At 69.9% G+C, this 21964-nt stretch carries 23 protein-coding genes and 1 pseudogene; 11 read left to right on the top strand and 13 right to left on the bottom strand.

The features are described 5' to 3' along the window. Position 1: 1 nt before the first annotated feature. From ABT304_RS04945 to ABT304_RS04930, 4 genes are all read right to left on the bottom strand, one after another. Positions 2 to 619: an ACT domain-containing protein gene (locus ABT304_RS04945; protein WP_350713598.1), complete on the bottom strand. Its 618-nt coding sequence runs from the start codon at positions 617 to 619 to the stop codon at positions 2 to 4. Positions 620 to 684: 65 nt separating this feature from the next. Beyond that, positions 685 to 1134 (bottom strand): nitroreductase family deazaflavin-dependent oxidoreductase, encoded by a 450-nt coding sequence (locus tag ABT304_RS04940; protein ID WP_160026459.1) that lies wholly within the window; start codon positions 1132 to 1134, stop codon positions 685 to 687. Positions 1135 to 1179: 45 nt separating this feature from the next. Further along, on the bottom strand, positions 1180 to 1515 hold the full coding sequence (trxA, locus tag ABT304_RS04935; RefSeq protein WP_350713597.1) for a thioredoxin: 336 nt from the start codon (positions 1513 to 1515) through the stop codon (positions 1180 to 1182). Continuing rightward, a complete protein-coding gene (locus ABT304_RS04930) occupies positions 1512 to 1907 on the bottom strand; it encodes a MerR family transcriptional regulator (protein ID WP_160026461.1) in 396 nt (131 codons plus the stop codon). The genes trxA and ABT304_RS04930 overlap by 4 nt, the downstream gene beginning before the upstream one ends. A gap of 73 nt (positions 1908 to 1980) precedes the next feature. Between ABT304_RS04930 and ABT304_RS04925 the strand changes: the two genes are divergently transcribed. The 3 genes from ABT304_RS04925 (at position 1981) to ABT304_RS04915 (ending at position 4970) form a co-directional block, all read left to right on the top strand. Then, positions 1981 to 2928, top strand: coding sequence for a 1,4-dihydroxy-2-naphthoyl-CoA synthase (locus ABT304_RS04925; protein WP_160026462.1), 948 nt, complete (start codon positions 1981 to 1983; stop codon positions 2926 to 2928). A gap of 96 nt (positions 2929 to 3024) precedes the next feature. Next, complete coding sequence (locus ABT304_RS04920; RefSeq protein WP_350713596.1) at positions 3025 to 4443, top strand: DUF2252 domain-containing protein; 1419 nt, start codon at positions 3025 to 3027, stop codon at positions 4441 to 4443. Positions 4444 to 4571: 128 nt separating this feature from the next. Next, positions 4572 to 4970 (top strand): hypothetical protein, encoded by a 399-nt coding sequence (locus tag ABT304_RS04915; protein ID WP_350713595.1) that lies wholly within the window; start codon positions 4572 to 4574, stop codon positions 4968 to 4970. A gap of 48 nt (positions 4971 to 5018) precedes the next feature. Here ABT304_RS04915 and ABT304_RS04910 read toward each other — a convergent pair whose 3' ends face one another. After that, entirely contained in the window at positions 5019 to 5237 is a 219-nt protein-coding gene (locus tag ABT304_RS04910; RefSeq protein WP_160029359.1) for an amphi-Trp domain-containing protein, read from the bottom strand. 134 nt (positions 5238 to 5371) lie between these two features. Beyond that, positions 5372 to 6097 (bottom strand): PaaX domain-containing protein, C- domain protein, encoded by a 726-nt coding sequence (locus tag ABT304_RS04905; protein ID WP_350713594.1) that lies wholly within the window; start codon positions 6095 to 6097, stop codon positions 5372 to 5374. 92 nt (positions 6098 to 6189) lie between these two features. On the opposite strand from ABT304_RS04905, the gene ABT304_RS04900 reads away from it, so the two are divergent. Both ABT304_RS04900 and ABT304_RS04895 read left to right on the top strand, forming a co-directional pair. After that, complete coding sequence (locus ABT304_RS04900) at positions 6190 to 7833, top strand: acyl-CoA dehydrogenase family protein (RefSeq protein WP_350713593.1); 1644 nt, start codon at positions 6190 to 6192, stop codon at positions 7831 to 7833. After that, positions 7830 to 8597, top strand: coding sequence for a crotonase/enoyl-CoA hydratase family protein (locus ABT304_RS04895; protein WP_350713592.1), 768 nt, complete (start codon positions 7830 to 7832; stop codon positions 8595 to 8597). Before ABT304_RS04900 ends, ABT304_RS04895 begins: the two co-directional genes overlap by 4 nt. Positions 8598 to 8614: 17 nt before the next feature. On the opposite strand, the gene ABT304_RS04890 is transcribed toward ABT304_RS04895, so the two are convergent. Further along, positions 8615 to 9772, bottom strand: coding sequence for a Fic family protein (locus ABT304_RS04890; protein WP_350713591.1), 1158 nt, complete (start codon positions 9770 to 9772; stop codon positions 8615 to 8617). A gap of 110 nt (positions 9773 to 9882) precedes the next feature. Beyond that, positions 9883 to 10347 carry an Lrp/AsnC family transcriptional regulator gene (locus ABT304_RS04885; RefSeq protein ID WP_350713590.1) on the bottom strand — a complete coding sequence of 155 codons (465 nt, stop codon included), beginning with the start codon at positions 10345 to 10347 and terminating at the stop codon, positions 9883 to 9885. Positions 10348 to 10410: 63 nt separating this feature from the next. Here ABT304_RS04885 and ABT304_RS04880 point away from each other — a divergent pair. Then, positions 10411 to 11268, top strand: a pseudogene (locus ABT304_RS04880) (EamA family transporter); the annotation flags it as partial. 42 nt (positions 11269 to 11310) lie between these two features. Here the strand turns inward: ABT304_RS04880 and ABT304_RS04875 are convergent. The 5 genes from ABT304_RS04875 to ABT304_RS04855 are packed head-to-tail and all read right to left on the bottom strand — an operon-like array spanning position 11311 to position 15692. Next, entirely contained in the window at positions 11311 to 12105 is a 795-nt protein-coding gene (locus ABT304_RS04875) for an ABC transporter ATP-binding protein (RefSeq protein WP_350713589.1), read from the bottom strand. Then, positions 12102 to 13145: a FecCD family ABC transporter permease gene (locus ABT304_RS04870; protein WP_350713588.1), complete on the bottom strand. Its 1044-nt coding sequence runs from the start codon at positions 13143 to 13145 to the stop codon at positions 12102 to 12104. Before ABT304_RS04870 ends, ABT304_RS04875 begins: the two co-directional genes overlap by 4 nt. Further along, positions 13142 to 14185: a FecCD family ABC transporter permease gene (locus tag ABT304_RS04865; RefSeq protein ID WP_350713587.1), complete on the bottom strand. Its 1044-nt coding sequence runs from the start codon at positions 14183 to 14185 to the stop codon at positions 13142 to 13144. Before ABT304_RS04865 ends, ABT304_RS04870 begins: the two co-directional genes overlap by 4 nt. A gap of 19 nt (positions 14186 to 14204) precedes the next feature. Further along, positions 14205 to 15224 (bottom strand): ABC transporter substrate-binding protein, encoded by a 1020-nt coding sequence (locus tag ABT304_RS04860; protein WP_350713586.1) that lies wholly within the window; start codon positions 15222 to 15224, stop codon positions 14205 to 14207. A 48-nt stretch (positions 15225 to 15272) separates the two neighbouring features. Then, a complete protein-coding gene (locus ABT304_RS04855) occupies positions 15273 to 15692 on the bottom strand; it encodes a MarR family winged helix-turn-helix transcriptional regulator (protein WP_160026473.1) in 420 nt (139 codons plus the stop codon). Positions 15693 to 15776: 84 nt separating this feature from the next. Here ABT304_RS04855 and ABT304_RS04850 point away from each other — a divergent pair, with 84 nt between their 5' ends. The 5 genes from ABT304_RS04850 to couO all read left to right on the top strand — a co-directional run bounded on the left by ABT304_RS04850 (position 15777) and on the right by couO (position 21885). Further along, positions 15777 to 16562: a crotonase/enoyl-CoA hydratase family protein gene (locus tag ABT304_RS04850; protein ID WP_350713585.1), complete on the top strand. Its 786-nt coding sequence runs from the start codon at positions 15777 to 15779 to the stop codon at positions 16560 to 16562. Then, positions 16559 to 18553 (top strand): acetoacetate--CoA ligase, encoded by a 1995-nt coding sequence (locus tag ABT304_RS04845; RefSeq protein ID WP_350713584.1) that lies wholly within the window; start codon positions 16559 to 16561, stop codon positions 18551 to 18553. Before ABT304_RS04850 ends, ABT304_RS04845 begins: the two co-directional genes overlap by 4 nt. Beyond that, positions 18550 to 19449, top strand: coding sequence for a 3-hydroxyacyl-CoA dehydrogenase NAD-binding domain-containing protein (locus tag ABT304_RS04840; RefSeq protein WP_350713583.1), 900 nt, complete (start codon positions 18550 to 18552; stop codon positions 19447 to 19449). The genes ABT304_RS04845 and ABT304_RS04840 overlap by 4 nt, the downstream gene beginning before the upstream one ends. A 70-nt stretch (positions 19450 to 19519) precedes the next feature. Beyond that, complete coding sequence (locus tag ABT304_RS04835; RefSeq protein WP_350713582.1) at positions 19520 to 21001, top strand: acyl-CoA synthetase; 1482 nt, start codon at positions 19520 to 19522, stop codon at positions 20999 to 21001. Continuing rightward, positions 20998 to 21885, top strand: coding sequence for a 4-hydroxyphenyl-beta-ketoacyl-CoA hydrolase (gene couO / locus ABT304_RS04830; RefSeq protein WP_350713581.1), 888 nt, complete (start codon positions 20998 to 21000; stop codon positions 21883 to 21885). The genes ABT304_RS04835 and couO overlap by 4 nt, the downstream gene beginning before the upstream one ends. The last annotated feature ends 79 nt before the right edge of the window (positions 21886 to 21964 follow it).

Here is a 21964-nt window from a genome sequence, read left to right as displayed (position 1 = left end):
GTCAGGACCGCGCGATGGAGGTGGCGAGAGAGGCGAGGTGGCCGAGGCGGGCGAGCTCGGAGTCGAGGAAGTCGGGGCCGCCGCGGCGGCCGATGATGACGATCTCGTTGCCGTCGATGCGGGCGCCGGCGAACATGTTCTCGTCCTCACCCTCGACCTCGATCCGCTCGGGGCGGTCGAGCTCGATGAAGGGGACGTTCTCGGGCGAGCCGTCGGTGGCTCGGCTGATGCCCTTGACGCGGTGGACGCGGATGGCCCAATCGGCGCGGAAGGTCAGGGGCAGCACGTCCACGAGCCGGTCGAGCGCCTCGAGGGCGTTCTCGGTGAGGTCCTCGACGGCCTCGAGGTCGAGGAAGAGGTTGCCGCCGGCGGCGTAGCGGGAGATCCAGACGACGTGCACGCCGTCGAGCTCGTTGCACGCCGACACGATGGAGTCCGGCATCGTTCCCGGTTGGGTCTCGAGGAGCACATCGTCGACGGCTCGGCCCTCGACCTTGTTCTTCTCGACGATCTCGATCGCCTCGATGTCGCCACCGGCTTCACCGATGGCAGAGGCGAGGCGACCGAGGGAACCCGGGACATCGGGCAGCTCGACGCGTAGCAGGAACGGCATGGCCATAGACCCTAGCGTCGCGAACCGACAGTCGTGGCACTGTCTCGGTTACGCACCCGTCAATTGGCGAGCTAAACCCCTGCCGGCTCCAGCAGGAAGAGCGGGAAGATCCGGGACGTGTTGGGCTGGTATTCGCCGTACGTCGGCCAGGTCTTCACGGCGTAGTCCCACCACTCGTCGCGCTCGGCGCCGGAGAGCTCGCGAGCGACGTACGCCTTCTTGGTGCCGCCGTCCTGGAGCACCATGTCGGGGTACTTGCGGAAGTTGGCCACCCAGGCGGGGTTCTTGTCGCTGCCGCCCATCGAGGCGACCGCGAGGTAGCGGCCGTCGCGCTCGACGCGCATCAGCGGGGTCTTGCGGATCGCGCCGGTCTTGGCGCCGCGGTTGGTGATCAGGATGATCGGCTTGCCGTCGCGCTCGAGGACGTTGGCCTCGGCGCCGTTGGAGGCTTCGAACGCGGCGACCTGCTCGCGTACCCAGTCGGCCGTGCTCGGGACGTATTCACCTTGCAGTTCGGTCATGCCCACTACAACACGCCACGGCGGCGCCTATTCCGAGAGGCCGGATCAGGCGAGCGCCTTGTCGATCTCGCGGTCGAGATGCGACTTCGGCCGCGCCCCGACGAGCTGGAGCACGAGCTCGCCACCCTGGAAGAGCAGCATCGTCGGCACCGCCATGACCCGGTAGTCGGCGGAGGTGGCCGGATTCTCGTCCTGGTTGAGCTTCACCACCCGCAGGCTCCCGACCCGCTCCGCGGCGATCTGCTCGAGGATCGGTGCCAGCTGGCGGCACGGCGGGCACCACTCGGCCCAGATCTCCACCAGCACCGGCGTCTCGGACATGAGTACGTCCTCGGCGAACCGGGCATCGGTGATGTCCTCGATCACGGCGGTCTGACTCATCGCTTCTCTCCTTCAGGGTTCGGTCGATCCGGGTTCGGTCGATAGGACTCGGCTTCGTGCAGCAGGCCGGCGAGCTCGCCGCGCAGGGCGGTCAGCTCGGTCACCCGCCGGTCGATCTCGGCGATGCGCTGCCGATAGGCCTCGAGCGAGGCCGGGCACAGGTCGGCACGGTCGTTGCCGGCGCGCAGACAGTCGACGAAGGGAAGCGTCTCCTCGGCGGTGAGGCCGAGCGACAGCAAGGCGCGGATCTCCCGCACCACCTGCACGTCTACCTCGGCATAGTCGCGATATCCGTTACCCGCTCGTCGTGGCGTGAGCAGTCCACGCGACTCGTAGTAGCGCACGGCTTTCACCGTCACGCCGGCCTGATCCGCGAGCTCCTTGATCTGCACGCGTACGACCGTAGACCTTGACCCTGGGGGCAAGGTCAAGCCTGTGATCAGCGGGCCGGATAACCTCAGGGCCATGAGCGCCATCGAGGGAGTCTCCGACACGTTCGACCCGACCCGTTGGGACGCGGTGAAGGGCTTCGAGGATCTGACCGACCTGACCTATCACCGGGCCAAGGAGCACGGCACCGTACGCATCGCCTTCGACCGCCCCGACGTACTCAACGCCTTCCGCCCGCACACCGTCGACGAGCTCCTCCGCGTGCTGGAGCACGCCCGGACCTCCGCCGACGTCGGCTGCGTGCTCCTGACCGGCAACGGGCCTTCCGAGAAGAACGGCAAGCACTCGTTCTGCACCGGCGGCGACCAGCGCATCCGCGGCAAGGCCGGCTACCAGTACGAGGAGACCGAGGCGTACGCCGCCGGCCGGACCGGCGCGGAGGAGCCCACCCCGATCGACAAGGCCAAGCTCGCCCGGCTGCACATCCTCGAGTGCCAGCGACTGATCCGCTTCATGCCCAAGGTCGTCATCTGCGTCGTCCCCGGCTGGACCGCCGGCGGCGGCCACTCCCTCCACGTGGTCTGCGACCTGACGCTCGCGAGCGCCGAGCACGGGCGCTTCAAGCAGACCGACGCCGACGTCGGCTCCTTCGACGGCGGCTACGGCTCCGCCTACCTCGCCCGCCAGGTCGGCCAGAAGTTCGCCCGCGAGATCTTCTTCCTCGCCGAGGAGTACTCCGCCGAGGACGGCGTACGCATGGGCACCGTCAACCGCGCCGTCCCGCACGCCGAGCTCGAGGACGTCGCGCTCGAGTGGGGCCGCAAGATCAACGGGAAGTCGCCCACGGCCCAGCGGATGCTGAAGTACGCCTTCAACCTCCTCGACGACGGCCTCGTCGGCCAGCAGATGTTCGCCGGCGAGACCACCCGCCTGGCGTACATGACCGACGAGGCCCAGGAGGGCCGCGACCAGTTCCTGGAGAAGCGCGAGCCCGACTGGTCGCCCTACCCCTGGTACTACTGATCCGCGCAACCACCCGGCGCCACCCGCCGGCCGACCTCCGACGCGTCACACAAGCTGCGTGATGCCAAAGACGGGCACGTGAGGTCACATGGACCGATGAGCTCGATCGAGACCCAGGTACGTCGGCCCCACCACCTCACCCTGGCGGAGCGGGCGTCGTCGGGCCGAGGAGCACGAGCGAAGGTCCCGCGTTCGGTGCACGGCGAGTGGCATCCGGCCACCGACCGGGCCGACCCTGTCGGCCTCCTCGAGGAGCAGGGAAGCAGTCGGTTGCAGGAGCTCGTGCCGCTCCGCTACGGCCGGATGCTGGCGAACCCGTTCACCTTCTACCGTGGTTCCGCCTACCTGATGGCGGCAGATCTGGCGAGTGCGCCGCGCACGGACCTGATGGTCCAGCTGTGCGGCGACGCGCACCTGTCGAACTTCGGGTCGTTCGCGGCACCGGACCGGCGTCTGGTCTTCGACCTCAACGACTTCGACGAGACCTTGCCCGGCCCCTTCGAATGGGATGTCAAGCGCATGGTGGCCAGCTTCGCGGTCGCGGGGCGTGACCGTGAGTTCGACGATGCCGAGCGCAGGACCATCAACCTGACCGCGGCCTCGTCCTACCGACAGGCGATGCGGGATCTGGCGCGGATGCGCAAGCTCGACGTGTGGTACGCCCGCTTGGATGTCGACGAACTGGAGGCCCTGCTGGGCTCGCAGTTCACGGCCAAGCAGGTCAAGCGCTTCCGCAAGAACATGGCCAAGGCCCGGTCGACGAACAGCTTGAAGGCCTTCTCCAAGCTCGTGGAGATCGTGGATGGACGTCCGCGCCTGATCCACGATCCTCCGGTGATCGCCAGGATCCAGGAGCTGATGCCCGACAAGGAGTTCCACGAGGTCGAGGACACGCTCCATGCCATCCTGCACATCTACCGCCGGACCCTGCAGGGCGACCACCGGCACCTGCTCGAGGGGTTTCGCTTCACCGACGCCGCACGCAAGGTGGTCGGGGTGGGCAGTGTGGGCACCCGCTCCTGGATCGTGCTGCTGGTCGGCAACGACGACCAGGATCCGCTCTTCCTCCAGGCCAAGGAGGCCCAGGCATCCGTCCTGGAGCCCTTCCTCGGCACGAGCGCCTACACCAGCCACGGTCAGCGGGTCGTCGAGGGGCAGCGACTGATGCAGTCCGCGAGCGACGTGATGCTCGGCTGGGTGACCGCGAGCGGCTTCGACGGCGTCGAGCGAGACTTCTTCGTCCGGCAGCTGTGGGATGGCAAGGGTTCGGCGATCGTGGAGGCGATGAATCCCACTGCCATGACCGGGTACGCCCGGCTGTGCGGGTGGACGCTGGCGAGAGCCCACGCACGCTCCGGCGACCCGGTCGCCATCGCGAGCTACCTCGGCTCTGGTGATCGGTTCGATCGGGCCATCTCGACGTTCGCCGAGGCCTACGCCGACCAGAACGAGCGGGACTACGCAGCACTGCGTCGTGCGGTCGAGGACGGGAGGGTCGTTGCCCAGAGTGGCTGAAGGCCGGTGGAAGACGTTCACGTCTTCTGTGTGACGACCGTGGACCCTTTCCCGCGAATGATGGGCCCCACGTCGTTCGGGGGCCGCGCCCAGATCCCCATCAGCCGGCAACCATCGAAGGAGTCTCCATGAAGCTCATCCCCGTCGCTGTCATGACACTGGCGTTGGCCACACCGCTGACCGGCTGCGGTGAGGACCAACCTGCTGTGTGCAGCTCCGTCGACGACCTCGAGGCGTCGGTCGAGGACGTGCGGGACATCGACGTGACCTCCTCGGGTGCGTTGGGCGAGCTGGAGAGCGGACTCGAGGCCGTCGGGTCGGATCTGTCCGAGGTCAAGTCCGACGCGAAGGCCGAGTTCTCCAGCCAGATCGACACCGTCCAGGCCAGCTACGACGCGCTGTCGGCGAGCGTCGACGCGGCCAAGGCGAGCGTTTCCGCCGCCACGCTGAGCGCCGCCGCGACCGCACTTTCCACGTTCGGTAGCGACGTACGGACTCTCATCACGGACGTCCAGGAAACCTGCTGAGCACCCAGGTCTCGCCGATCGAGCGCGCCGTTCAGCTGGGTGAGCCTGTCACCACTTCAGCTCGACCTCGAGCTCGCGCTCGTCGTCCCCGATCTCGACCTCCAGCTTGAAGTCGACCTCGTCGGGTACGCGCACCTTGAAGCGCAGCCCTTCTCTTTCGAACTCGATCTCGTTGTTGCGGGCGAGCGCGTCGGCCAGGGCATGCAGGCGAGCCGCGGCGTCCTCACGACGCAGCTTCGCTCGTTCCGTGACTTCCAGCAGGTCCATCTCGATCTCCTTGATGTGGCGTTGAGGCCGCTGATCTCGGCCGAGCGCGATTCGTGCCAGCTCGACAGATGGCACGATCGCAACCTATCCAATCGACGGGGAGACCAGCGTCATGCGGAACGCGTGAATCCCGCTCAACGCGGCAGCGCGGCGAGCTCGCTCAGCTCGCGCTGGTAGGCGCGGTAGGTCTCGCGCAGGTCCGCCGCCGGCCAGTCCGAGGGACGGAGCTCCACGGGGAGGAGCGGGTCGCCGCTGAGGTGGCGCACGATCGCGGCGGCTGTGGCGAGACGGAGCGCGGGCTGGGGCGTGGATGAGAGGAGCTCGAGCAGACGCTCGCCTTCGCGTGCCCAGCCGCCGAGATCCCACAACGAGGCGGCGAGCTCGGCCGGATCCTGCTCCGGTGTCGCCGTGAAGGTCTGGAGGACCGGATCCGAGAAGCGCGGACGCCGAAGGTTGGCCGGCCGGGTCCAGACCCCTTCGCGAAGCTCGGCGAGCCGGTGCGCCTTGAGCGCATCGCGCAGCACGGCGCGCTCGGGGCCGGGGCGGCCGGCAGTGACGACGATGGCCATCTCCCAGGAGCCGTCCCATGGCCTGTCCGCCGTGTGCACCGCTTCGTCCTGATGAGCCTGCCGCTGGACCAGCCGCTCGCCGAGCCGGTAGCCGGCCTCCGTCCTGCGCAGGTCGCCGTCGCTGACGGCGCGGGTGGCCGCGACCCGCACGGTCGCGGGTGCGATGCCGAAGAACTGGCCGGCGCGGGTGAGGTCGGCGGGGGTCAGCGGGTTCGGGTGGGCGCCGAGCATCAGGCTCAGGATGGTGGAGCGGGCGGAGAGCGGAGCCAGTTCATCGCGCACGGAAGCCACGCGGACATCCTCTCATGCAACATATCTCGACACGACTGTGTCTGAATATGTAACATCGTGATGGATCACCCTCCATCAGCAAGGGGTAACGCATGACCAGCACGCACGAGGCCCACTCCACCCATGTGGTCACCAACCAGGTCCCGCCGTTGGTGGGCCACAACACGGCCGGTGACCCGGTCCTGCGGGAGGGTCTCGAGCGCGAGGGCGCTGCGTGGGCGCTCCCGGAGATCGACGAGCTGGGCCGCCTCGCCGGCACCGCCGAGGCGCAGGACTGGGGCCGCCTCGCCGAGCGGGTTCCCCCGCGTCTGCACACCCATGATCGCTACGGCCACCGCGTCGACGAGGTCGAGTACGTCCCGGCGTACCACCAGCTCATGCAGACCGCGGTCGAGCACGGTCTGCACGCCGCGCCCTGGGCAGACGACCGGCCCGGCGCCCACGTTGCGAGGGCCGCCAAGTTCTACGCCTGGAACGTCGACGCCGGCCACGGCTGCCCGATCTCGATGACCTACGCGGTGGTCCCGGCGCTGCGGGCCAACCCGGACCTGGCGACGAGGTTCGAGCCGCTGCTGACCAATCGGGAGTACGACTTCGGGCTGCGCGACCCCGAGACCAAGCGCGGTCTGATCGCCGGGATGTCGATGACCGAGAAGCAGGGCGGCTCCGACGTACGCGCGAACACGACCACCGCCACGCCGCAGACCGACGGCACCTATGTCCTGCGCGGCCACAAGTGGTTCACCAGCGCCCCGATGAGCGACCTGTTCCTCACCCTGGCCCAGACCGAGGCCGGCGTCTCCTGCTTCCTCGTCCCGCGCGTGCTGCCCGGTGGTGAGCGCAACGCGATGCGCTTCATGCGGCTCAAGGACAAGCTCGGGAACAGGTCGAACGCCTCCTCCGAGATCGAGTACGACGCCGCGACCGGCTGGCTCGTCGGCGAGGAGGGCCGCGGGGTCCGCACCATCGTCGAGATGGTCAACATGACCCGCCTCGACTGCGTGATCGGCTCCTCCGCCGGCATGCGCACCGCGCTGACCATGGCTGCCCACCACGCCCGTCACCGGAGCGCCTTCGGCAAGCCGCTGATCGAGCAGCCGGCGATGCGCAACGTACTCGCGGACCTGCAGGTCGAGTCCGAGGCTGCGACGACCGCGATGCTGAGGCTGGCAGGTGCCAACGACCGGGCGATCCGCGGCGACGAGGGCGAGGCCGCGCTGCGCCGGATCGCGCTTGCGGTCACGAAGTACTACGTCTGCAAGCGGGCGCCGTTCATGGTCAACGAGGCCCTGGAGTGCCTGGGCGGCAACGGCTACATCGAGGACTTCGACGTCGCGCGCATCTACCGTGAGATGCCGCTCCTCTCGATCTGGGAGGGATCGGGCAACGTGGCGGCGCTCGACGCCCTGCGAGCGCTGGCGAAGGAGCCGCACACCCTGGACGCGTTCGTGGCGGAGGCCGAGCTCGCCTCCGGCGCCGACACCCGCTACGACGCCGCACTGGACCGGTTGAAGAAGGAGTTCACCTCCTTCGACGACCTCGAGCTCTGCGCCCGGCGGATCGTCGAGCAGATGGCCCTGGTCTTCCAGGGCTCACAGCTCGTCCGGCACGCACCGGCTCCGGTCGCCGACGCGTTCTGCTCCTCGCGCCTCGGCCGCGACTGGGGCGGCGCGTTCGGCACGCTGTCGCCCCGCGGCGACCTGGATGCGATCCTCGAGCGGGCGCTCCCGGCATGACGGTCGAGGTAGCCAAGGACGGTCCGGTCACCACGGTCGTGATCAACCGTCCGGAGGTACGCAACGCCGTCGACCGGGCGACGGCGGAGGCCCTGGTGGCAGCGTTCGAGGAGTTCGACGCCGATCCCGATGCTGCCGTCGCGGTGCTGCACGGCGCCGGCGGCAACTTCTGCGCCGGCGCCGACCTGAAGGCGGTCGCCGCTGGTGACCCCAACCGGTTCGAGCCCGACGGGGACGGTCCGATGGGTCCCACGCGGATGCGGCTGGGCAAGCCCGTCATCGCCGCTGTCGCCGGCCACGCCGTCGCCGGAGGCCTGGAGCTGGCGATCTGGGCCGACCTGCGGGTCATGGAGGAGGACGCGGTCTTCGGCGTCTTCTGCCGGCGCTGGGGCGTACCGCTGATCGACGGCGGAACGGTCCGGCTGCCGCGGCTGATCGGCGCGAGCAACGCCATGGACCTGATCCTCACCGGCCGTCCCGTCGGTGCGGAGGAGGCCCTGCGGATGGGACTGGCCAACCGTGTCGTCCCACCCGGCCAGGCCCTCGCGGCCGCGCAGGACCTGGCCCGCCAGCTCGCCGCCTTCCCGCAGACCTGCATGCGCCACGACCGGCTCTCGGTGCTGGAGCAGGAGGGTCTCAGCGAGCAGGACGCCCTGGCCGCGGAGTACGCCCACGGTGTCGTCTCGGTGACCGCGGACACCGTCGCGGGCGCGACCCGGTTCGCCGGTGGAGCCGGACGTCACGGCTCCTTCGAGGCCGACTGAACTCGCTCATCGGCCGGCTACGGCAGTGCGCGGCGGATCTCGGCCGTGAGGGTCGGGTACGGATCTTCGAGAGGCTTGCGCTCGGCACGCAGCTGTGCCTGGACCTCGCGTAGAGGATGGCCGGCGACGTAGTGACGGCCACGCCGCTCGCCGCGGGCCTCCAGCAGTCCCAAGTTGGCGGCGTTGACGAGATCTCGAGTCGCAGTGCGCTCATCGAGTTCGGTGAGCTTCACGTAGGACGGACGGGTCACCCGAAGTCCGATCAATGCGTCGAAGAGGGCGGCGCCGACCCGTTCGCTCAATCGGTGGTTCGCGATGAGCTCGTCGATCCGTTGCCACTGGATCTCGGCCTCGTTGAATCGCCTCCGCATGGTCTGAGCCTGCATGTGGTGTGCCCGCAGGTTGAACTTCACCCACAGCGTCGCGTCGTTTCCGGGATTCCATGCGCCATGACCGGTCGCAGCGAGGACGTCGTAGTAGTCCTGGGTGTTGTGGCCGAGCCATTCCTCGATACTCGAGAAGGTCGGCTCCACAACTTGGTCCTGAGCCAGCACCATCGTCTGCAAGGCGCGCGCCATGCGCCCGTTCCCGTCGCGGAACGGGTGGATCATGACGAGGTTCAGGTGAGCCATCGCCCCTCGTACGAGAGGATCATCCGGTTGCGGTGTCGACAATGACTCCGACAAGGCCCGCATGAGGTGGGGCACCGACTCGCTGTCAGGGCCCTCGTACACGTTGACGCCCCTGCTGTCGTCGCGGACGAACACCTCCTTGGTGCGGTATCGGCCCGGCGCCTTGGAGAGATCGTGGTCGAGGAGCATGAAATGCATCGACCGCAGAACCGAGTCGTCGATGACGAAGCCCGGTTCGGTCGCCACGTTGAGCACGTACGTGAGTACGCGGCGATACGCGAGGATCTCCAGCCAGGTCTCCTCGTCTGCGCTGAGTGGAGGCTCGTCGTCGACCGCGGCGACGGCATCTTCCTGGCTGACGGTGTAACCCTCGATGGTGTTTGAACCCTGGATCGCGCGCGCCGTCGAGGTGCGTCGCAGCAGTCCGTTCCAGCGCTTGGGCGCGCGTAGGAAGTCCGCGAGGGAGGCGCGGACGTGGTGGATCTCTTCGATGACCTGCTGGTCCTCGAGATCGGGGTCTGGCGTGCCGAAGAGTGAAATCATGTCCGTATGTCCTTTATTAAGTGCCAGAATACGGCTCGACGTGTCGCTTTGTCACTTAATAAGAGACAACGGGTCTGCTGCCGGTCTGCGGAACGCACGGCCCTGGCCTGTCAGCCGAGGGGGAGCGGGGAGCTCTCCTTGGTGTTGCCGAAGGCGAAGGTCGTCTCGATCGAGGCGAGCGCCGGCATGGTGCGGAGGTTGTCGCGCAGGAACCTCTCGTAGGTCTCGAAGGACGGCGTGACGACCTTCAGCAGGTAGTCGTGGTCGCCGGCCAGGACGTACGCCTCGGTGACCTCGGGGATGGCGCGGAGGTGCTCCTCGACGGTCTCGACCGCGTCGGTCGTGTGGGTGGCCATCTTGATGCGTACGAACGCGGTGATGTTCATGCCGACGGTGTGCGGGTCGACGACGGCGCGGTAGCCGCTGATCACTCCGGCGTCCTCCAGGGCTCGTACGCGGCGCAGGCACGGCGAGGGGGAGAGGCCGACGCGGTCGGCGAGCTCCTGGTTGGTCAGGCGGCCGTTCTGCTGCAGCTCCCAGAGGATGTGCTTGTCGGTCTCGTCGAGGGTGCGCATGGTGGAAGATTCTGCCACTGAGTGATGTGATCGCGGCAGATCTGGCAATCACTTGCCGTGGTCATGTCCCTATCGTGGCGCGACATGGGTAAGTATCTGGGGTGGTCGGCGCTGGGGATGACGGTGGTGCTGTGGTCGTCGTTCGCACTGAGCACGCGCGGCATCGGTGGGTCGAGCCTGACCGTCGCCGATGCCGCGTTCCTCCGGTTCGCGACGCCGGTGGTCCTGCTGGCTCCGCTGCTGCCGAGCACGTTCAGGGCTGTCCGCCGCGAGCGGCCGTACGTCCTCGCGCTGCTGCTCGTGGGCGGGCTCCCGCACTTCCTCGTGTTCGCGTTCGGCGCCCAGCTGACCAGCGCCGCGCTCACCGGGATGCTGGTCCCGGGCACGGTGCCGCTCTTCGTCACGCTGCTCGCGCTGGCGCGTGGCCGGGCCTCGATGTCGCCACGGCGGGTGGTCGCGCTGGGACTCATCACGGCAGGTGTGGCGGTGAGTGGCTTCCTGGTCCGCGGCGGCGCCTCGCTGGGCGGGGTCGGGTTGCTGCTCGTCGGCGGGTTCGCCTGGGCGGTGTTCACGACGGGCCTGCAGCGTACGAGCCTGACGCTCCTGCAGATGGTGCTGACCGTGTGCACCGTCTCGAGCCTGGCGGCGCTCGTCCTGACATCGTTCGGCGCGATGCCGTCGCACCTGCTCGCGGGCACCGCTGAGCTCGACGACGTGCTGCTCCTCACCGTTCTCCAGGGCATCGGGACCGGTCTGATGTCGACGCTCTGCTACGCCTTCTCCGTCAAGGCGCTGGGCAGCGGACGGGCGTCGGTCGGTGGCGCGGTGAGCCCGGTGCTGACCGCCGTCGTCGCCGTGCCGATCTTCGGGGAGCGCATCGGTGTCGGCCTCGCCGTCGCTCTGGCTCTCATCGTGGCCGGCGTCGCCACCTTCAACCGGGTCTCCTCCGGCCGGGCCGGCGGTTCAGTCGCCCGCCGGAACGACCATCGGCGTACCGGCGACCGGGTCGGGCACGACGACGCACGGCAGTCCGAACGCCTTGTCGACGACTTCCGCGGTGACCACCTCGGCCGGTGGCCCCTCGGCGAGGATCCGGCCGTCGGCCATGACCACGAGGTGATCGCTGTAGCGGCAGGCCAGGTTGAGGTCGTGCAGCACCGTGACGATGGTGCGCCCGGTCTCCCGGTTGAGCGTACGCAGCAGCCGGAGCAGGTCGACCTGATGACTGATGTCGAGGTAGGTCGTCGGCTCGTCGAGCAGCAGTAGATCGGTCTGCTGGGCGAGGGCCATCGCGATCCACACCCGCTGACGCTGGCCCCCGGAGAGCGCGCGCAGCGGGCGGTCGACGAGCTCGCCGGTGTCCGTCGCCGCGAGGGCCTCGGCGACCGCCTCCTCGTCGCGCGCGCTCCAGTGACGGAACCAGCCCTGGTGCGGGTGGCGGCCGCGCGAGACCAGGTCGCCGACGGTGATTCCGTCCGGGGCGACCGGGCTCTGCGGGAGCAGGCCGAGGATCCGGGCGACCTCGCGGGAGCCGCGGTCGAGGATCGGGGTCCCGTCGAGCAGCACCTCGCCGGCGGACGGACGCAGCAGCCTGGCGAGACCCCGCATCAGCGTCGACTTGCCGCAGGCGTTGGCGCCGACGATCGCCGTCACCCGCCCGTCGAGGACGTCGAGGTCGAGCCGGTCGACGACCACCCGGTCGTCGTAGCCCAGCGTGAGCTCGCGCGCCGCGAGCCGCGGCCTGATGGTGTCGGTCATCCGCCCATCCCTCTCCGGTTGGTGGTGGCGATGAGCCACAGCAGGTACGGCGCGCCGACGGCGCCGGTGACGACACCGGTCGGGACCTCGACCGGCAGCAGGTTCATCGCGACGTAGTCGGCGACCAGGCAGACGATCGCCCCGACCGCACTGGCGGCGACGATGCCGCCGCGGGCGCTGCCGAGCAGCCGGTCGGCGATCGGCCCGGCCACGAGGGCGACGAACGCGATCGGGCCGGCGACCGCGGTTGCCAAGGAGGTCAGCAGGACGCCGGTCGCGAGCAGGGCGAGCCGGGTCGCCTCGATGCGTACGCCCAGACCGCGGGCGGTGTCGTCGCCCAGCTCGACGGCGCGGAGCAGCCGCTGGAGCAGCGGCACCAGCGGAACGAGGACGACGATGGCGATCAGCAGCGCGTTGTTCTCCGCGTCGCCGGCCTGCCCGATCGATCCGGTCAGCCAGTGCAGCGCGGCCCGGGCCTCGGTGAGCGAGGTGCGGGTGAGGAGATAGCCGGTGACGCCGGTGCAGAACGCCGCGGTGCCGATCCCGATCAGCACGAAGCGAAAGCCGGTGATGCCGTCGCGCCAGGCCAGGACGTACATCACGGCGGCCGTGACCAGGCCGCCGCCGAAGGCCAGCAGCGGAATGCTCACCCCGCCGAGGGCAGGCACCGCGATGCCGGCGACGGCCGCGACGCTTGCGCCCGCGGAGATGCCGACGAAGTCGGGCGAGGCCAGCGGGTTGCGCAGCAGCTGCTGGAAGATCGTGCCGGCGGCGCCGAGCGCCAGCCCGACGCATACTGCCGCCTTGACCTGTGGCCCGGTCAGGTCGCGGACGATGAAGTCGACCGCGGCGTGGTCGCGCAGGTGCAGCAGCGAGGCCAGCACCTGGTCGAGGCTGAGCTGGACCGAGCCGAAGCAGAGCGTGAGCAGGGCCAGGACGGCGGCGACGACGAGCAGGACGACAGGTACGACGCCCGCGCGGATCCGACGGCTGCGCCGCGTACGCCGCAGGGCCGTGACGGTCTGGGGCGTGACGCTCATAGATCCGCCAGCCGGGCGTAGCGGACGAGGAGCACGAAGAACGGGGCGCCGATGATGCCGAGGACCACGCCGACCTGGAGCTCTCCGGTGCCGCCCAGGACGCGACCGAGGACGTCCGCGCCGAGCAGCAGCAGCGCACCCAGCACCATCGAGTAGGGCAGGACCCAGCGATAGTCCGGACCGCACAGGAACCGCGCCACGTGCGGCACCACCAGACCGACGAAGACGATGGGGCCGCACGCAGCGGTCGCTGCGCCGCAGAGCAGCCCCACCACCAGGAACGACAGGATGCGCGTACGTGTCAGGGAGACGCCCAGCCCGCGCGCGGCGTCGTCGCCCAGGGCCAGCGCGTTGAGCCAGCGGCCGCACAGCAGCGCCAGGACGATGCCGACCAGCAGGAACGGAGCCACGCCCGTCACGATCGGGGCATAGCGGCCGGCCAGCGAGCCGACCTGCCAGAAGCGGTACTGCTGCTGGGCGTCGAGGTCGGTGAGCAGCAGCCCGGTCGTCACCGCGGTCAGCCCGGCCGTGATCGCGGCCCCGGCGAGGGCCATCTTCACCGGCGTCGCGCCGTCGCGTCCGAGCGAGCCCACCGAGTAGACGAGCACGGTCGCCGCGAGCGCTCCGGCGAATGCCGCGACGACGTGGAACCCGAGCGAGCCGATGCCGAGCAGGGTGATCGAGCCGACCACGGCGAAGGCCGCCCCGGCGTTGACACCCATGATCCCCGGGTCGGCGATGGCGTTGCGGGTCAGGCCCTGCAGCAGGGTGCCGGCGAGCCCGAGAGCCGCGCCCGCGAGGAGTCCGAGCACGGTCCGGGGCACCCGCAGACGTACGGTCACGGTGTCCTCGATCGACGAGCTCGTGAAGTGGCGGAAGGCGTCGAGGACCTGGCTCAGTGCGATGTCGCGCGACCCGAGGGTCACGCTGAGGAAGGCGAGGACGGGCACGAGCGCGACGAGCAGCAGCAGGCCGACGGCGAGCCCGGAGGCTCGCCGTCGTGCCGGTGCGGGTGTCGCGGTGGCGACAGAACTGGTCACCGGATGGTCTCCGCCGGAGTCAGTCGCCGATGGTGTCGTCGACGTCGGCCAGGTCGGCGGTCAGCTTGGTCAGGGCCTCGGCGTAGTCGCCGTAGGTGTGCAGCCAGAACGCGGGCCACTCGATGACCTGGCCGGCCTCGGCCGCGCGGATCGACGTCCAGGTCGGCTGGCCCTCGGCGGTCTTCTTGGCGTCGACGAAGGTGCGGCTGTCGATCAGCAGGACGTCGGGCTGGTACTTGTCGGCGTTCTCCCAGCTCAGGTTCTCCCAGTAGGGGAAGTCCGGGTCCGGCGAGTCCGGCGTGATCACCTGCAGGCCCCACTCGGTGAAGTCCAGCAGCTCCGGGGCGTACTCCGGGTTGGCGGCGTAGAGCAGGTCGTCGGCGGGGGAGACCGCGAGCGCGGTCAGGTCCTTGTCCTTCATCTCGGCGATGAAGCCGTCGCGGGCTTTCTCGAAGGCCGCCTTGTCCTTGGCGCCCTGGGAGTTCTCGACGTCGGCGCCGAGGCTCTCGGCGAGGTCCTCGTAGCCCTCGGCGAGGTTGAGGATCGAGCCACCCTGGGACGGGCCGACCACCGGAGCCAGCTCGGCGAGCTTCTTGCTCTTCGCCTTGGTGCCGTTCTCCAGCCCCGAGTGGGCCTTCTCCGCCGGCCACCAGTCGGCGACGATCAGGTCCGGGCTCAGCGTCGACGCCTTGGCGACGTCGATCGAGCCCCACTCCTCGCCGAGCACCTCGATGTCGGTCAGGTCCACGCCGTCCAGGTTCGGGTCGGTCTCGACCGGCTCGTCGGCGTAGATGCCGACAGGGCGGATGCCGTAGGAGATCAGCGCGGCGGCCGCCGGTGCGTGCGCGATGATCCGGGTCGGTGCCTCGTCGAGCTTCACGACCTCGCCCGAGCCGTCGGTGAAGCTCCACGGGCCGTCGGGAACCGAGGACGCACCCGAGGCCGGTTTCGCGCCATCGTCGTCGGCGATGTCGGAGGAGCAGGCGGACAGAGCCAGGGCCAGGGCGGCGGCCGTGGCGGCGACGAGGTGGGGTCTCATGAGGTGAGGCTAACCTAATTTCACCTCGGGTGGGATGGAGATCGTCGACTAGGAGAGCGCCCGACGTGCGGTGTCGAGGAACGTACGGAACGACTCACGGTCCTCAGGTCCGAGCTCGGCCAGCATCTGCTCCTCGAGCTCCTCGACGCGCGGGTCGTACGCGTCGAGGAAGGCGCGGCCTTCGGTGGTGAGGCTGATCAGCATCCGGCGCCGGTTGTCGGGGTCGATGCGGCGCTCGATGAGGCCACGGCGCTCGAGGGCGCCGATGAGATCGGCGGCGGACTGGGCGCGTACGAACGAGGCGCGAGCCAGGTCGGCGGCGCTCATCGTGGGGCGGCGCTCGAGCACCGAGAGGGCGGTGTACTGCAGGGCCGTGACCCCTGATTCCTTCAGGACGGCGTCGAGGCGGGCTCGGGTCGCGAGCTCGAGCTGCTTGACGACGTAGAGCAGCAGGGGTGCGTCGGTCATGCGGTCATTCAAGCATCGCTTCGCTTGCGGGAGGCGTCCACTTCTGAGATTATCAGGATTCCTGTCAATCATGAGGAGTTCATCATGCTCGGAACCCCCCTGCCCGATGCCCTGCGGGCAGAGCGCATCGACGACATCGCGGTGCTCACGCTCGCCCGGCCCGCGAAGCGGAACGCGCTCAGCGACGAGGCGGTGCTCGGGATCGAGCGGTTCTTCGATGGCCTCGAGCCGGACGTACGCGCCGTCGTCATCGACGCGGATGGCGACCACTTCTGCGCCGGGCTCGACCTGTCCGAGATGACCGAGCGGGACACCCTCGCCGGGGTCAGTCACTCGCGGATGTGGCACCGGGTCTTCGAGAAGATCGAGTTCGGGCCGGCCCCGGTCGTGGCGGCGCTGAAGGGCGCCGTGGTCGGGGGCGGGCTCGAGCTCGCCGCCGCCGCGCACATCCGGGTCGCGGAGGAGTCCACCTTCTACGCCCTGCCCGAGGGCCAGCGCGGGCTCTTCGTCGGCGGCGGCGCCTCGGTGCGCGTCCCACGGCTCATCGGGGTCTCCCGGATGGCCGACATGATGCTGACCGGCCGGCGCTACGACGCGCAGGAGGGGCTGGGGCTGGGCCTGAGCCAGTACGCGGTCGCCGACGGCACCGGCCGCAAGACCGCCCTCGAGCTGGCCGGCCGGATCGCCCAGAACGCACCGCAGACCAACTTCGCCGTCGTGCAGGCGCTGCCGCGTATCGCCGAGGCCAACCCGCGCGACGGCTTCCTGATGGAGTCGCTGATGGCCGCGATCGCCCAGGGGACCAACGATGCGAAGGGGCGGATGCAGGACTTCCTCGACGGCCGGGCCAGGAAGGTGACGGACCAGTGAGCGCGACCCAGCAGCAGATCGAGCAGGGCGACATCGTCTGGACGCCTCCGGCGGACGTGCTCTCCACCTCCCGCGTCGGTGAGTTCCTGGCCTGGCTCGCCCGCGAGCGCGACCTGGAGATGACCACCCACGAGGAGCTGTGGCGTTGGTCGGTGACCGACCTCGATGGCTTCTGGTCGGCGGTGTGGGAGTTCTTCGAGGTGCGGTCGCACGCTCCGTACGACACCGTTCTCGCCTCGCGCGAGATGCCCGGAGCGCGCTGGTTCCCGGGAACGCTGCTCAACTATGCCGAGCACGCGCTCGGCACCGAGGAGGATCTCGACCGGGTCGCGGTGCTCGGTCGGTCGCAGACGCGTGACGACGTCGAGCTGACCTTCGGCGACCTGCGTGACCAGGTGGCCCGGGCGCGCGCCGCCTTGGAGCGCCTGGGCGTACGCCGCGGCGACCGCGTCGCCGGCTACCTGCCCAACATCCCCGAGGCACTGGTCGCCTATCTCGCCACCGCCAGCCTGGGCGCGACCTGGGCGAGCTGCGCCAGCGAGTTCGGGCCGCGCAGCGTGATCGACCGCTTCGCCCAGATCGAGCCGGTCGTGCTGCTGGTCGCCGGCGGCTACCGCTACGGCGCCAAGGACATCGACCGGCGCTCGCAGGTGGCTGAGATCCGGGCCGAGCTGCCGTCGGTGCGCCATGTGGTCGACGTCGAGTACGGCCCGCATTGCGTCGAGGACGCGCTCTCCTGGACCTCCCTGCTCGACTCGGAGCCCGGGGCGGAGCTCGTCTTCGAGCCGGTGCCGTTCGACCACCCGCTGGTCGTGCTCTTCTCCTCCGGCACGACCGGCCGGCCGAAGGCGATCGTCCACGGCCACGGCGGCATCCTGCTCGAGCACCTCAAGAACCATGCGCTCTCGTGGGACATGGGGCCCGAGGACCGGATGCTCTGGTTCTCGACCACCGCCTGGATGATGTGGAACGCGCTGGTCTCCTCGCTCCTGGTCCGCTCCTCGATCGTCATGGTCGACGGCAACCCGATGCACCCCGACCTGACCTGGCAGTGGCGGCTCGCGGCGTCGACGGAGGCGACGGTGATGGGCGCCAGCCCGGGCTTCGTGATGGCCTGCCGCAAGGCCGACGTAGACCTGAAGGACCTCGGTGACCTGCGGATTCGCGTCCTCGGCTCGGCCGGGGCGCCGCTCCCGCCCGAGGGCTACGCCTGGCTGCGGGACCAGCTTCCGGGGGCGCAGATCAACGTCGGCAGCGGCGGCACCGACGTCTGCTCCGGCATCGTGCAGAACAACCCGCTGCTCCCGGTCTACGCCGGCGAGATCTCCGGCCGCTGCCTCGGCGTCGACGCCCACGCCTACGACGAGTCCGGCTCGCCGGTCACAGGCGTGCTCGGCGAGCTCGTCATCACCTCGCCGATGCCCTCGATGCCGGTCGGCTTCTGGGGCGACGAGGACGGCTCCCGCTATCGGAGCGCCTACTTCGACCACTATCCGGGCGTGTGGCGCCACGGCGACTGGATCCTCTTCCACGACAACGGCAGCTGCCACGTCGCCGGCCGCTCCGACGCCACCCTCAACCGCGGCGGCGTACGCCTCGGCACCGCCGAGTTCTACCGCGTCGCCGAGGAGGTGGACGGTGTCGCCGACTCGCTGGTCGTCCACCTCGAGGACCCCGACGGGGGCAACGGCGAGCTCCTGCTCTTCGTGGTCACCGACCAGGGCACCCGCCTCGACGACCCGCTCCGGACCCGACTGGTCCGCGCGCTGCGGTCGGCGCTCTCCCCGCGGCACATCCCCGACCAGGTGATCGAGGTGCCTGCGGTGCCACGCAATCTCACCGGCAAGAAGCTCGAGCTGCCGGCCAAGCGCATCCTGCAGGGCGTACGTCCTGAGGACGTCGCCAGCCGGGACGCGCTCGCCGACCCGGCGTCCCTGGACCCGTTCGTCGCGCTGGCGACCTCGGGCGCGCTGAGCAGGAGGACCGCATGAGGAGCGGAGAGGACGTTCGTACGCTCGGGGTCGTCGGCACCGGCGCGATCGGGGTCAGCTGGGTGGTGCTCGGGCTCGAGCACGGGCTCGACGTGGTCGCCTGGGATCCGGCCGAAGGCGCCGAGGAGCGGCTGCGGGCGCAGATCCCCGAGGGATCGCTGCGGTTCGCGAACAGCCTCGCGGAGGTCGGCGCGGCCGCCGACCTGGTGCTCGAGAGCGGACCCGAGCGGCTGGACGTCAAGCGCGAGATCTTCGCCGCGCTCGACGCGGCGGCCGCCCCCGACGTACTGCTGACCAGCAGCTCCTCGGGGCTGATGCCGAGCACGTTCCAGGACGCGTGCACCCACCACCGGGAGCGGGTGCTGGTGGCGCACCCGTTCAACCCGCCGCACCTGGTGCCGCTGGTCGAGGTCGTGGGTGGATCGGCGACGTCGGCGGAGGCCGTCGAGGCGGCCCTGGATACCCTGCGCCACCTGGGCAAACGTCCCATCCACATCCGCCGCGAGGTCCCCGGGCACGTGGCCAACCGGCTCCAGGCGGCGCTGTGGCGCGAGGCGTACCACCTCGTCGACCAGGGCATCGTCTCGGTCGCCGACATCGACACCGCGATCGCCGACGGCCCCGGGCTGCGCTGGTCCCTGCTCGGCCCCTTCGCCACCCAGCACCTCTCCGGCGGCCCGGGCGGGCTCGGGCACGTGCTCGAGCATCTCGGCCCGCCGATGGTCGAATGGTGGGACGACCTCGGTCATCCGGAGCTCACCGCAGGGCTGGTCGAGAAGCTGGTCGACGGGGTCGACGAGGAGCTCGACGGCACCTCTGCCGAGGACCTCGTCGGGCGCCGCGACCAGGCGCTGCGGCGACTGCTGGAGATCAAGACCGACCTCGGGCTCAGCTGAGCCCACGAGACGAACGAGGATCGACATGTTGGACAGCGGCATCGGATCATGGCCCGCCAGGCGGGCCCGGATGACCCCTGGCGCGCGGGCGTTCGTGCAGGACGACGCGGTGGTGACGTACGCCGAAGTCGACCGCCTCGTGGATGCGGTCGCCCACGGACTCCGTGCCCGCGGAGTGGCTCCGGGGGACAGGGTCGCCTTCCTCGGCCTGAACTCGATCGAGCTCGCGGTCACGCTCTTCGCCACCGCCCGGCTGGGGGCGGTCTTCCTGCCGCTCAACACCCGGCTCGCGCCGCCCGAGCTGGCCTGGATCCTCTCCGACGCCGAACCGGCGCTGCTGGTCCACGCCGACGACTTCGACGACGCGGTCGCAGCCGAGGCGGTCGCGGCCCTCGGGCTGCCGAGCCACCGGTTCACGGCCGCGGGCGGTCACGGGCTGGACGCGCTCGCGGTGCCGCGGAAGGAGCGGATCGACGTCGAGGTCGGGCTGGACGACGTCTTCATGATCCAGTACACCTCCGGCACCAGCGGACGCCCCAAGGGCGTGATGTTGACGCACGGCAACATCGCGTGGAACGCCTTCAACCTGCTCGTCGACGTCGACATCCGCTCCGACGAGATCGCCCTGGTCACCGCGCCGCTGTTCCACACCGCTGCGCTCAACCAGTTGCTGCTCCCGACCTTCCTCAAGGGCGGTACGTCGCTCATTGCGGCCCGCTTCGACCCGGCCGCCGCGATCGCCACCATCGAGCGGGAGCGGGTCACCCTGCTCTTCGGGGTCACCTCGATGTACCAGGCGCTCGCCCAGGAGCCGACCTGGGCGACCGCCGACCTCGACAGCCTCCGCTCGGCCCTGAGCGGCGGTGCGCCGATCCCGCGCACGCTCCTCGACACCTGGCAGAGCCGCGGTCTGCACATCATCCAGGGCTACGGCCTGACCGAAGCCTCCCCGGGCACGACCATGCTGCGCGCCGGCGACGGCCTCGACAAGCTCGGCTCGGCCGGCACCCCGTGCTTCTTCACCGACGTACGCGTCGTGGCACCCGGCAACGAGGAGGCGACGCCCGGCCAGGCGGGTGAGGTGCACGTCAGCGGCCCCAACGTGACTCCCGGCTACTGGCACAACGGAGCAGCGACGGAGGCTGCCTTCGACGGGCCCTGGCTGCGTACGGGCGATGTCGCGGTGCTCGACGACGACGGCTTCCTCTATGTGGTCGACCGGGTGAAGGACATGTTCATCAGTGGCGGCGAGAACGTCTACCCGGCAGAGGTCGAGCAGGCGATCTACACCCATCCGAACGTTGCCGAGGCCGCTGTCATCGGCGTCCCCGACGAGCGCTGGGGCGAGGTCGGCCGTGCCGTCGTCGTACGCCGCCCCGGCTCCGCCCTCACCGAGTCCGACCTGCTCGAACACCTCGACGGACGGCTCGCTCGCTACAAGATCCCCAAGGCCGTCGTCTTCGTCGACGAGATCCCGCACAACGCCTCCGGGAAGCTGCTGAAGTCCCGGGTCCGCGAGCTGTACGGCACCCCGGAAGGAACCACCCGATGACCCGCTACGAGCCCCGCATCGACACCGCCTCGATCCGAGCCCTCGACATGCACACCCACGTCGAGGCCGACCATCACGGTCACCTCTCCCTCGACCAGGAGCTGATGGACGCCTCGGCGGCCTACTTCCGCGGTGACCACCCACGCACCCCGACCGTCGACGACCTCGCCGCCTACTACCGCGAGCGCGACATGGCGGCAGTGATCTTCACCGTCGACGCCTCGACCGGCCTCGACCATCCGCCGCTGTCGAGCGAGGAGATCGCCGAGCGCGCGACCGAGCACGCCGACGTACTGATCCCGTTCGGCTCCGTCGACCCCCGCAAGGGCGAGGCCGCGGTGAAGCAGGCCCGTCGTCTCGCCGAGGACTACGGCGTACGCGGCTTCAAGTTCCATCCCGGCCTGCAGGCCTTCTCCCCGGCCGACCCCGAGCTCCGCCCGCTGTGGGCGACCCTGGAGGAGCTCGGCGTGGTCGCGCTCTTCCACACCGGCCAGACCGGGATCGGTGCCGGCCTCCCCGGCGGTCGCGGGATCCGGCTCCGCTACTCCGACCCGCTGCTCCTCGACGACGTCGCCGCCGACTTCCCGGAGTTGCAGATCGTGATGGCGCACCCCGCCGTCCCCTGGGTCGACGTGCAGATCTCGATCGCGACCCACAAGGCCAACGTCCACATCGATCTGTCCGGGTGGTCGCCGAAGTACTTCCCGCCGCAGCTGGTCAAGCAGCTCAACGGTCCGCTGCGCCGCAAGGTGTTGTTCGGCTCCGACTTTCCGGTGATCACCCCCGACCGCTGGTTCAGCGACCTCGAGAAGCTCGAGATCAAGGACGAGGTCCGTCCGCTGCTGTTGAAGGAGAACGCGATCCGCCTGCTCGGACTCGCCTGAGCCCGGGCCACGTCCGGGCCAACCAGGGTTTTGACCGTCGCATCTATTGACGGGGTGGCGGGCATCACGCAGCATTGAC

The sequence above is a fragment of the Nocardioides sp. NPDC000445 genome, from assembly GCF_040300245.1.
Classification (GTDB): domain Bacteria; phylum Actinomycetota; class Actinomycetes; order Propionibacteriales; family Nocardioidaceae; genus Nocardioides.
The sequence above is the reverse complement of the archived record's forward strand: the minus strand, read 5'-3'. Positions and strand labels throughout refer to the sequence as shown.

What these genes read in the sequence shown, in the direction of transcription:
- ABT304_RS04945 (WP_350713598.1), bottom strand. Translation starts at nt 619, where the DNA reads ATGGCCATGCCGTTCCTGCTACGCGTCGAGCTGCCCGATGTCCCGGGT.
- ABT304_RS04940 (WP_160026459.1), bottom strand. Translation starts at nt 1,134, where the DNA reads ATGACCGAACTGCAAGGTGAATACGTCCCGAGCACGGCCGACTGGGTA.
- trxA (WP_350713597.1), bottom strand. Translation starts at nt 1,515, where the DNA reads ATGAGTCAGACCGCCGTGATCGAGGACATCACCGATGCCCGGTTCGCC.
- ABT304_RS04925 (WP_160026462.1), top strand. Translation starts at nt 1,981, where the DNA reads ATGAGCGCCATCGAGGGAGTCTCCGACACGTTCGACCCGACCCGTTGG.
- ABT304_RS04920 (WP_350713596.1), top strand. Translation starts at nt 3,025, where the DNA reads ATGAGCTCGATCGAGACCCAGGTACGTCGGCCCCACCACCTCACCCTG.
- ABT304_RS04915 (WP_350713595.1), top strand. Translation starts at nt 4,572, where the DNA reads ATGAAGCTCATCCCCGTCGCTGTCATGACACTGGCGTTGGCCACACCG.
- ABT304_RS04910 (WP_160029359.1), bottom strand. Translation starts at nt 5,237, where the DNA reads ATGGACCTGCTGGAAGTCACGGAACGAGCGAAGCTGCGTCGTGAGGAC.
- ABT304_RS04900 (WP_350713593.1), top strand. Translation starts at nt 6,190, where the DNA reads ATGACCAGCACGCACGAGGCCCACTCCACCCATGTGGTCACCAACCAG.
- ABT304_RS04895 (WP_350713592.1), top strand. Translation starts at nt 7,830, where the DNA reads ATGACGGTCGAGGTAGCCAAGGACGGTCCGGTCACCACGGTCGTGATC.
- ABT304_RS04890 (WP_350713591.1), bottom strand. Translation starts at nt 9,772, where the DNA reads ATGATTTCACTCTTCGGCACGCCAGACCCCGATCTCGAGGACCAGCAG.
- ABT304_RS04885 (WP_350713590.1), bottom strand. Translation starts at nt 10,347, where the DNA reads ATGCGCACCCTCGACGAGACCGACAAGCACATCCTCTGGGAGCTGCAG.
- ABT304_RS04875 (WP_350713589.1), bottom strand. Translation starts at nt 12,105, where the DNA reads ATGACCGACACCATCAGGCCGCGGCTCGCGGCGCGCGAGCTCACGCTG.
- ABT304_RS04870 (WP_350713588.1), bottom strand. Translation starts at nt 13,145, where the DNA reads ATGAGCGTCACGCCCCAGACCGTCACGGCCCTGCGGCGTACGCGGCGC.
- ABT304_RS04860 (WP_350713586.1), bottom strand. Translation starts at nt 15,224, where the DNA reads ATGAGACCCCACCTCGTCGCCGCCACGGCCGCCGCCCTGGCCCTGGCT.
- ABT304_RS04855 (WP_160026473.1), bottom strand. Translation starts at nt 15,692, where the DNA reads ATGACCGACGCACCCCTGCTGCTCTACGTCGTCAAGCAGCTCGAGCTC.
- ABT304_RS04850 (WP_350713585.1), top strand. Translation starts at nt 15,777, where the DNA reads ATGCTCGGAACCCCCCTGCCCGATGCCCTGCGGGCAGAGCGCATCGAC.
- ABT304_RS04840 (WP_350713583.1), top strand. Translation starts at nt 18,550, where the DNA reads ATGAGGAGCGGAGAGGACGTTCGTACGCTCGGGGTCGTCGGCACCGGC.
- ABT304_RS04835 (WP_350713582.1), top strand. Translation starts at nt 19,520, where the DNA reads ATGACCCCTGGCGCGCGGGCGTTCGTGCAGGACGACGCGGTGGTGACG.
- couO (WP_350713581.1), top strand. Translation starts at nt 20,998, where the DNA reads ATGACCCGCTACGAGCCCCGCATCGACACCGCCTCGATCCGAGCCCTC.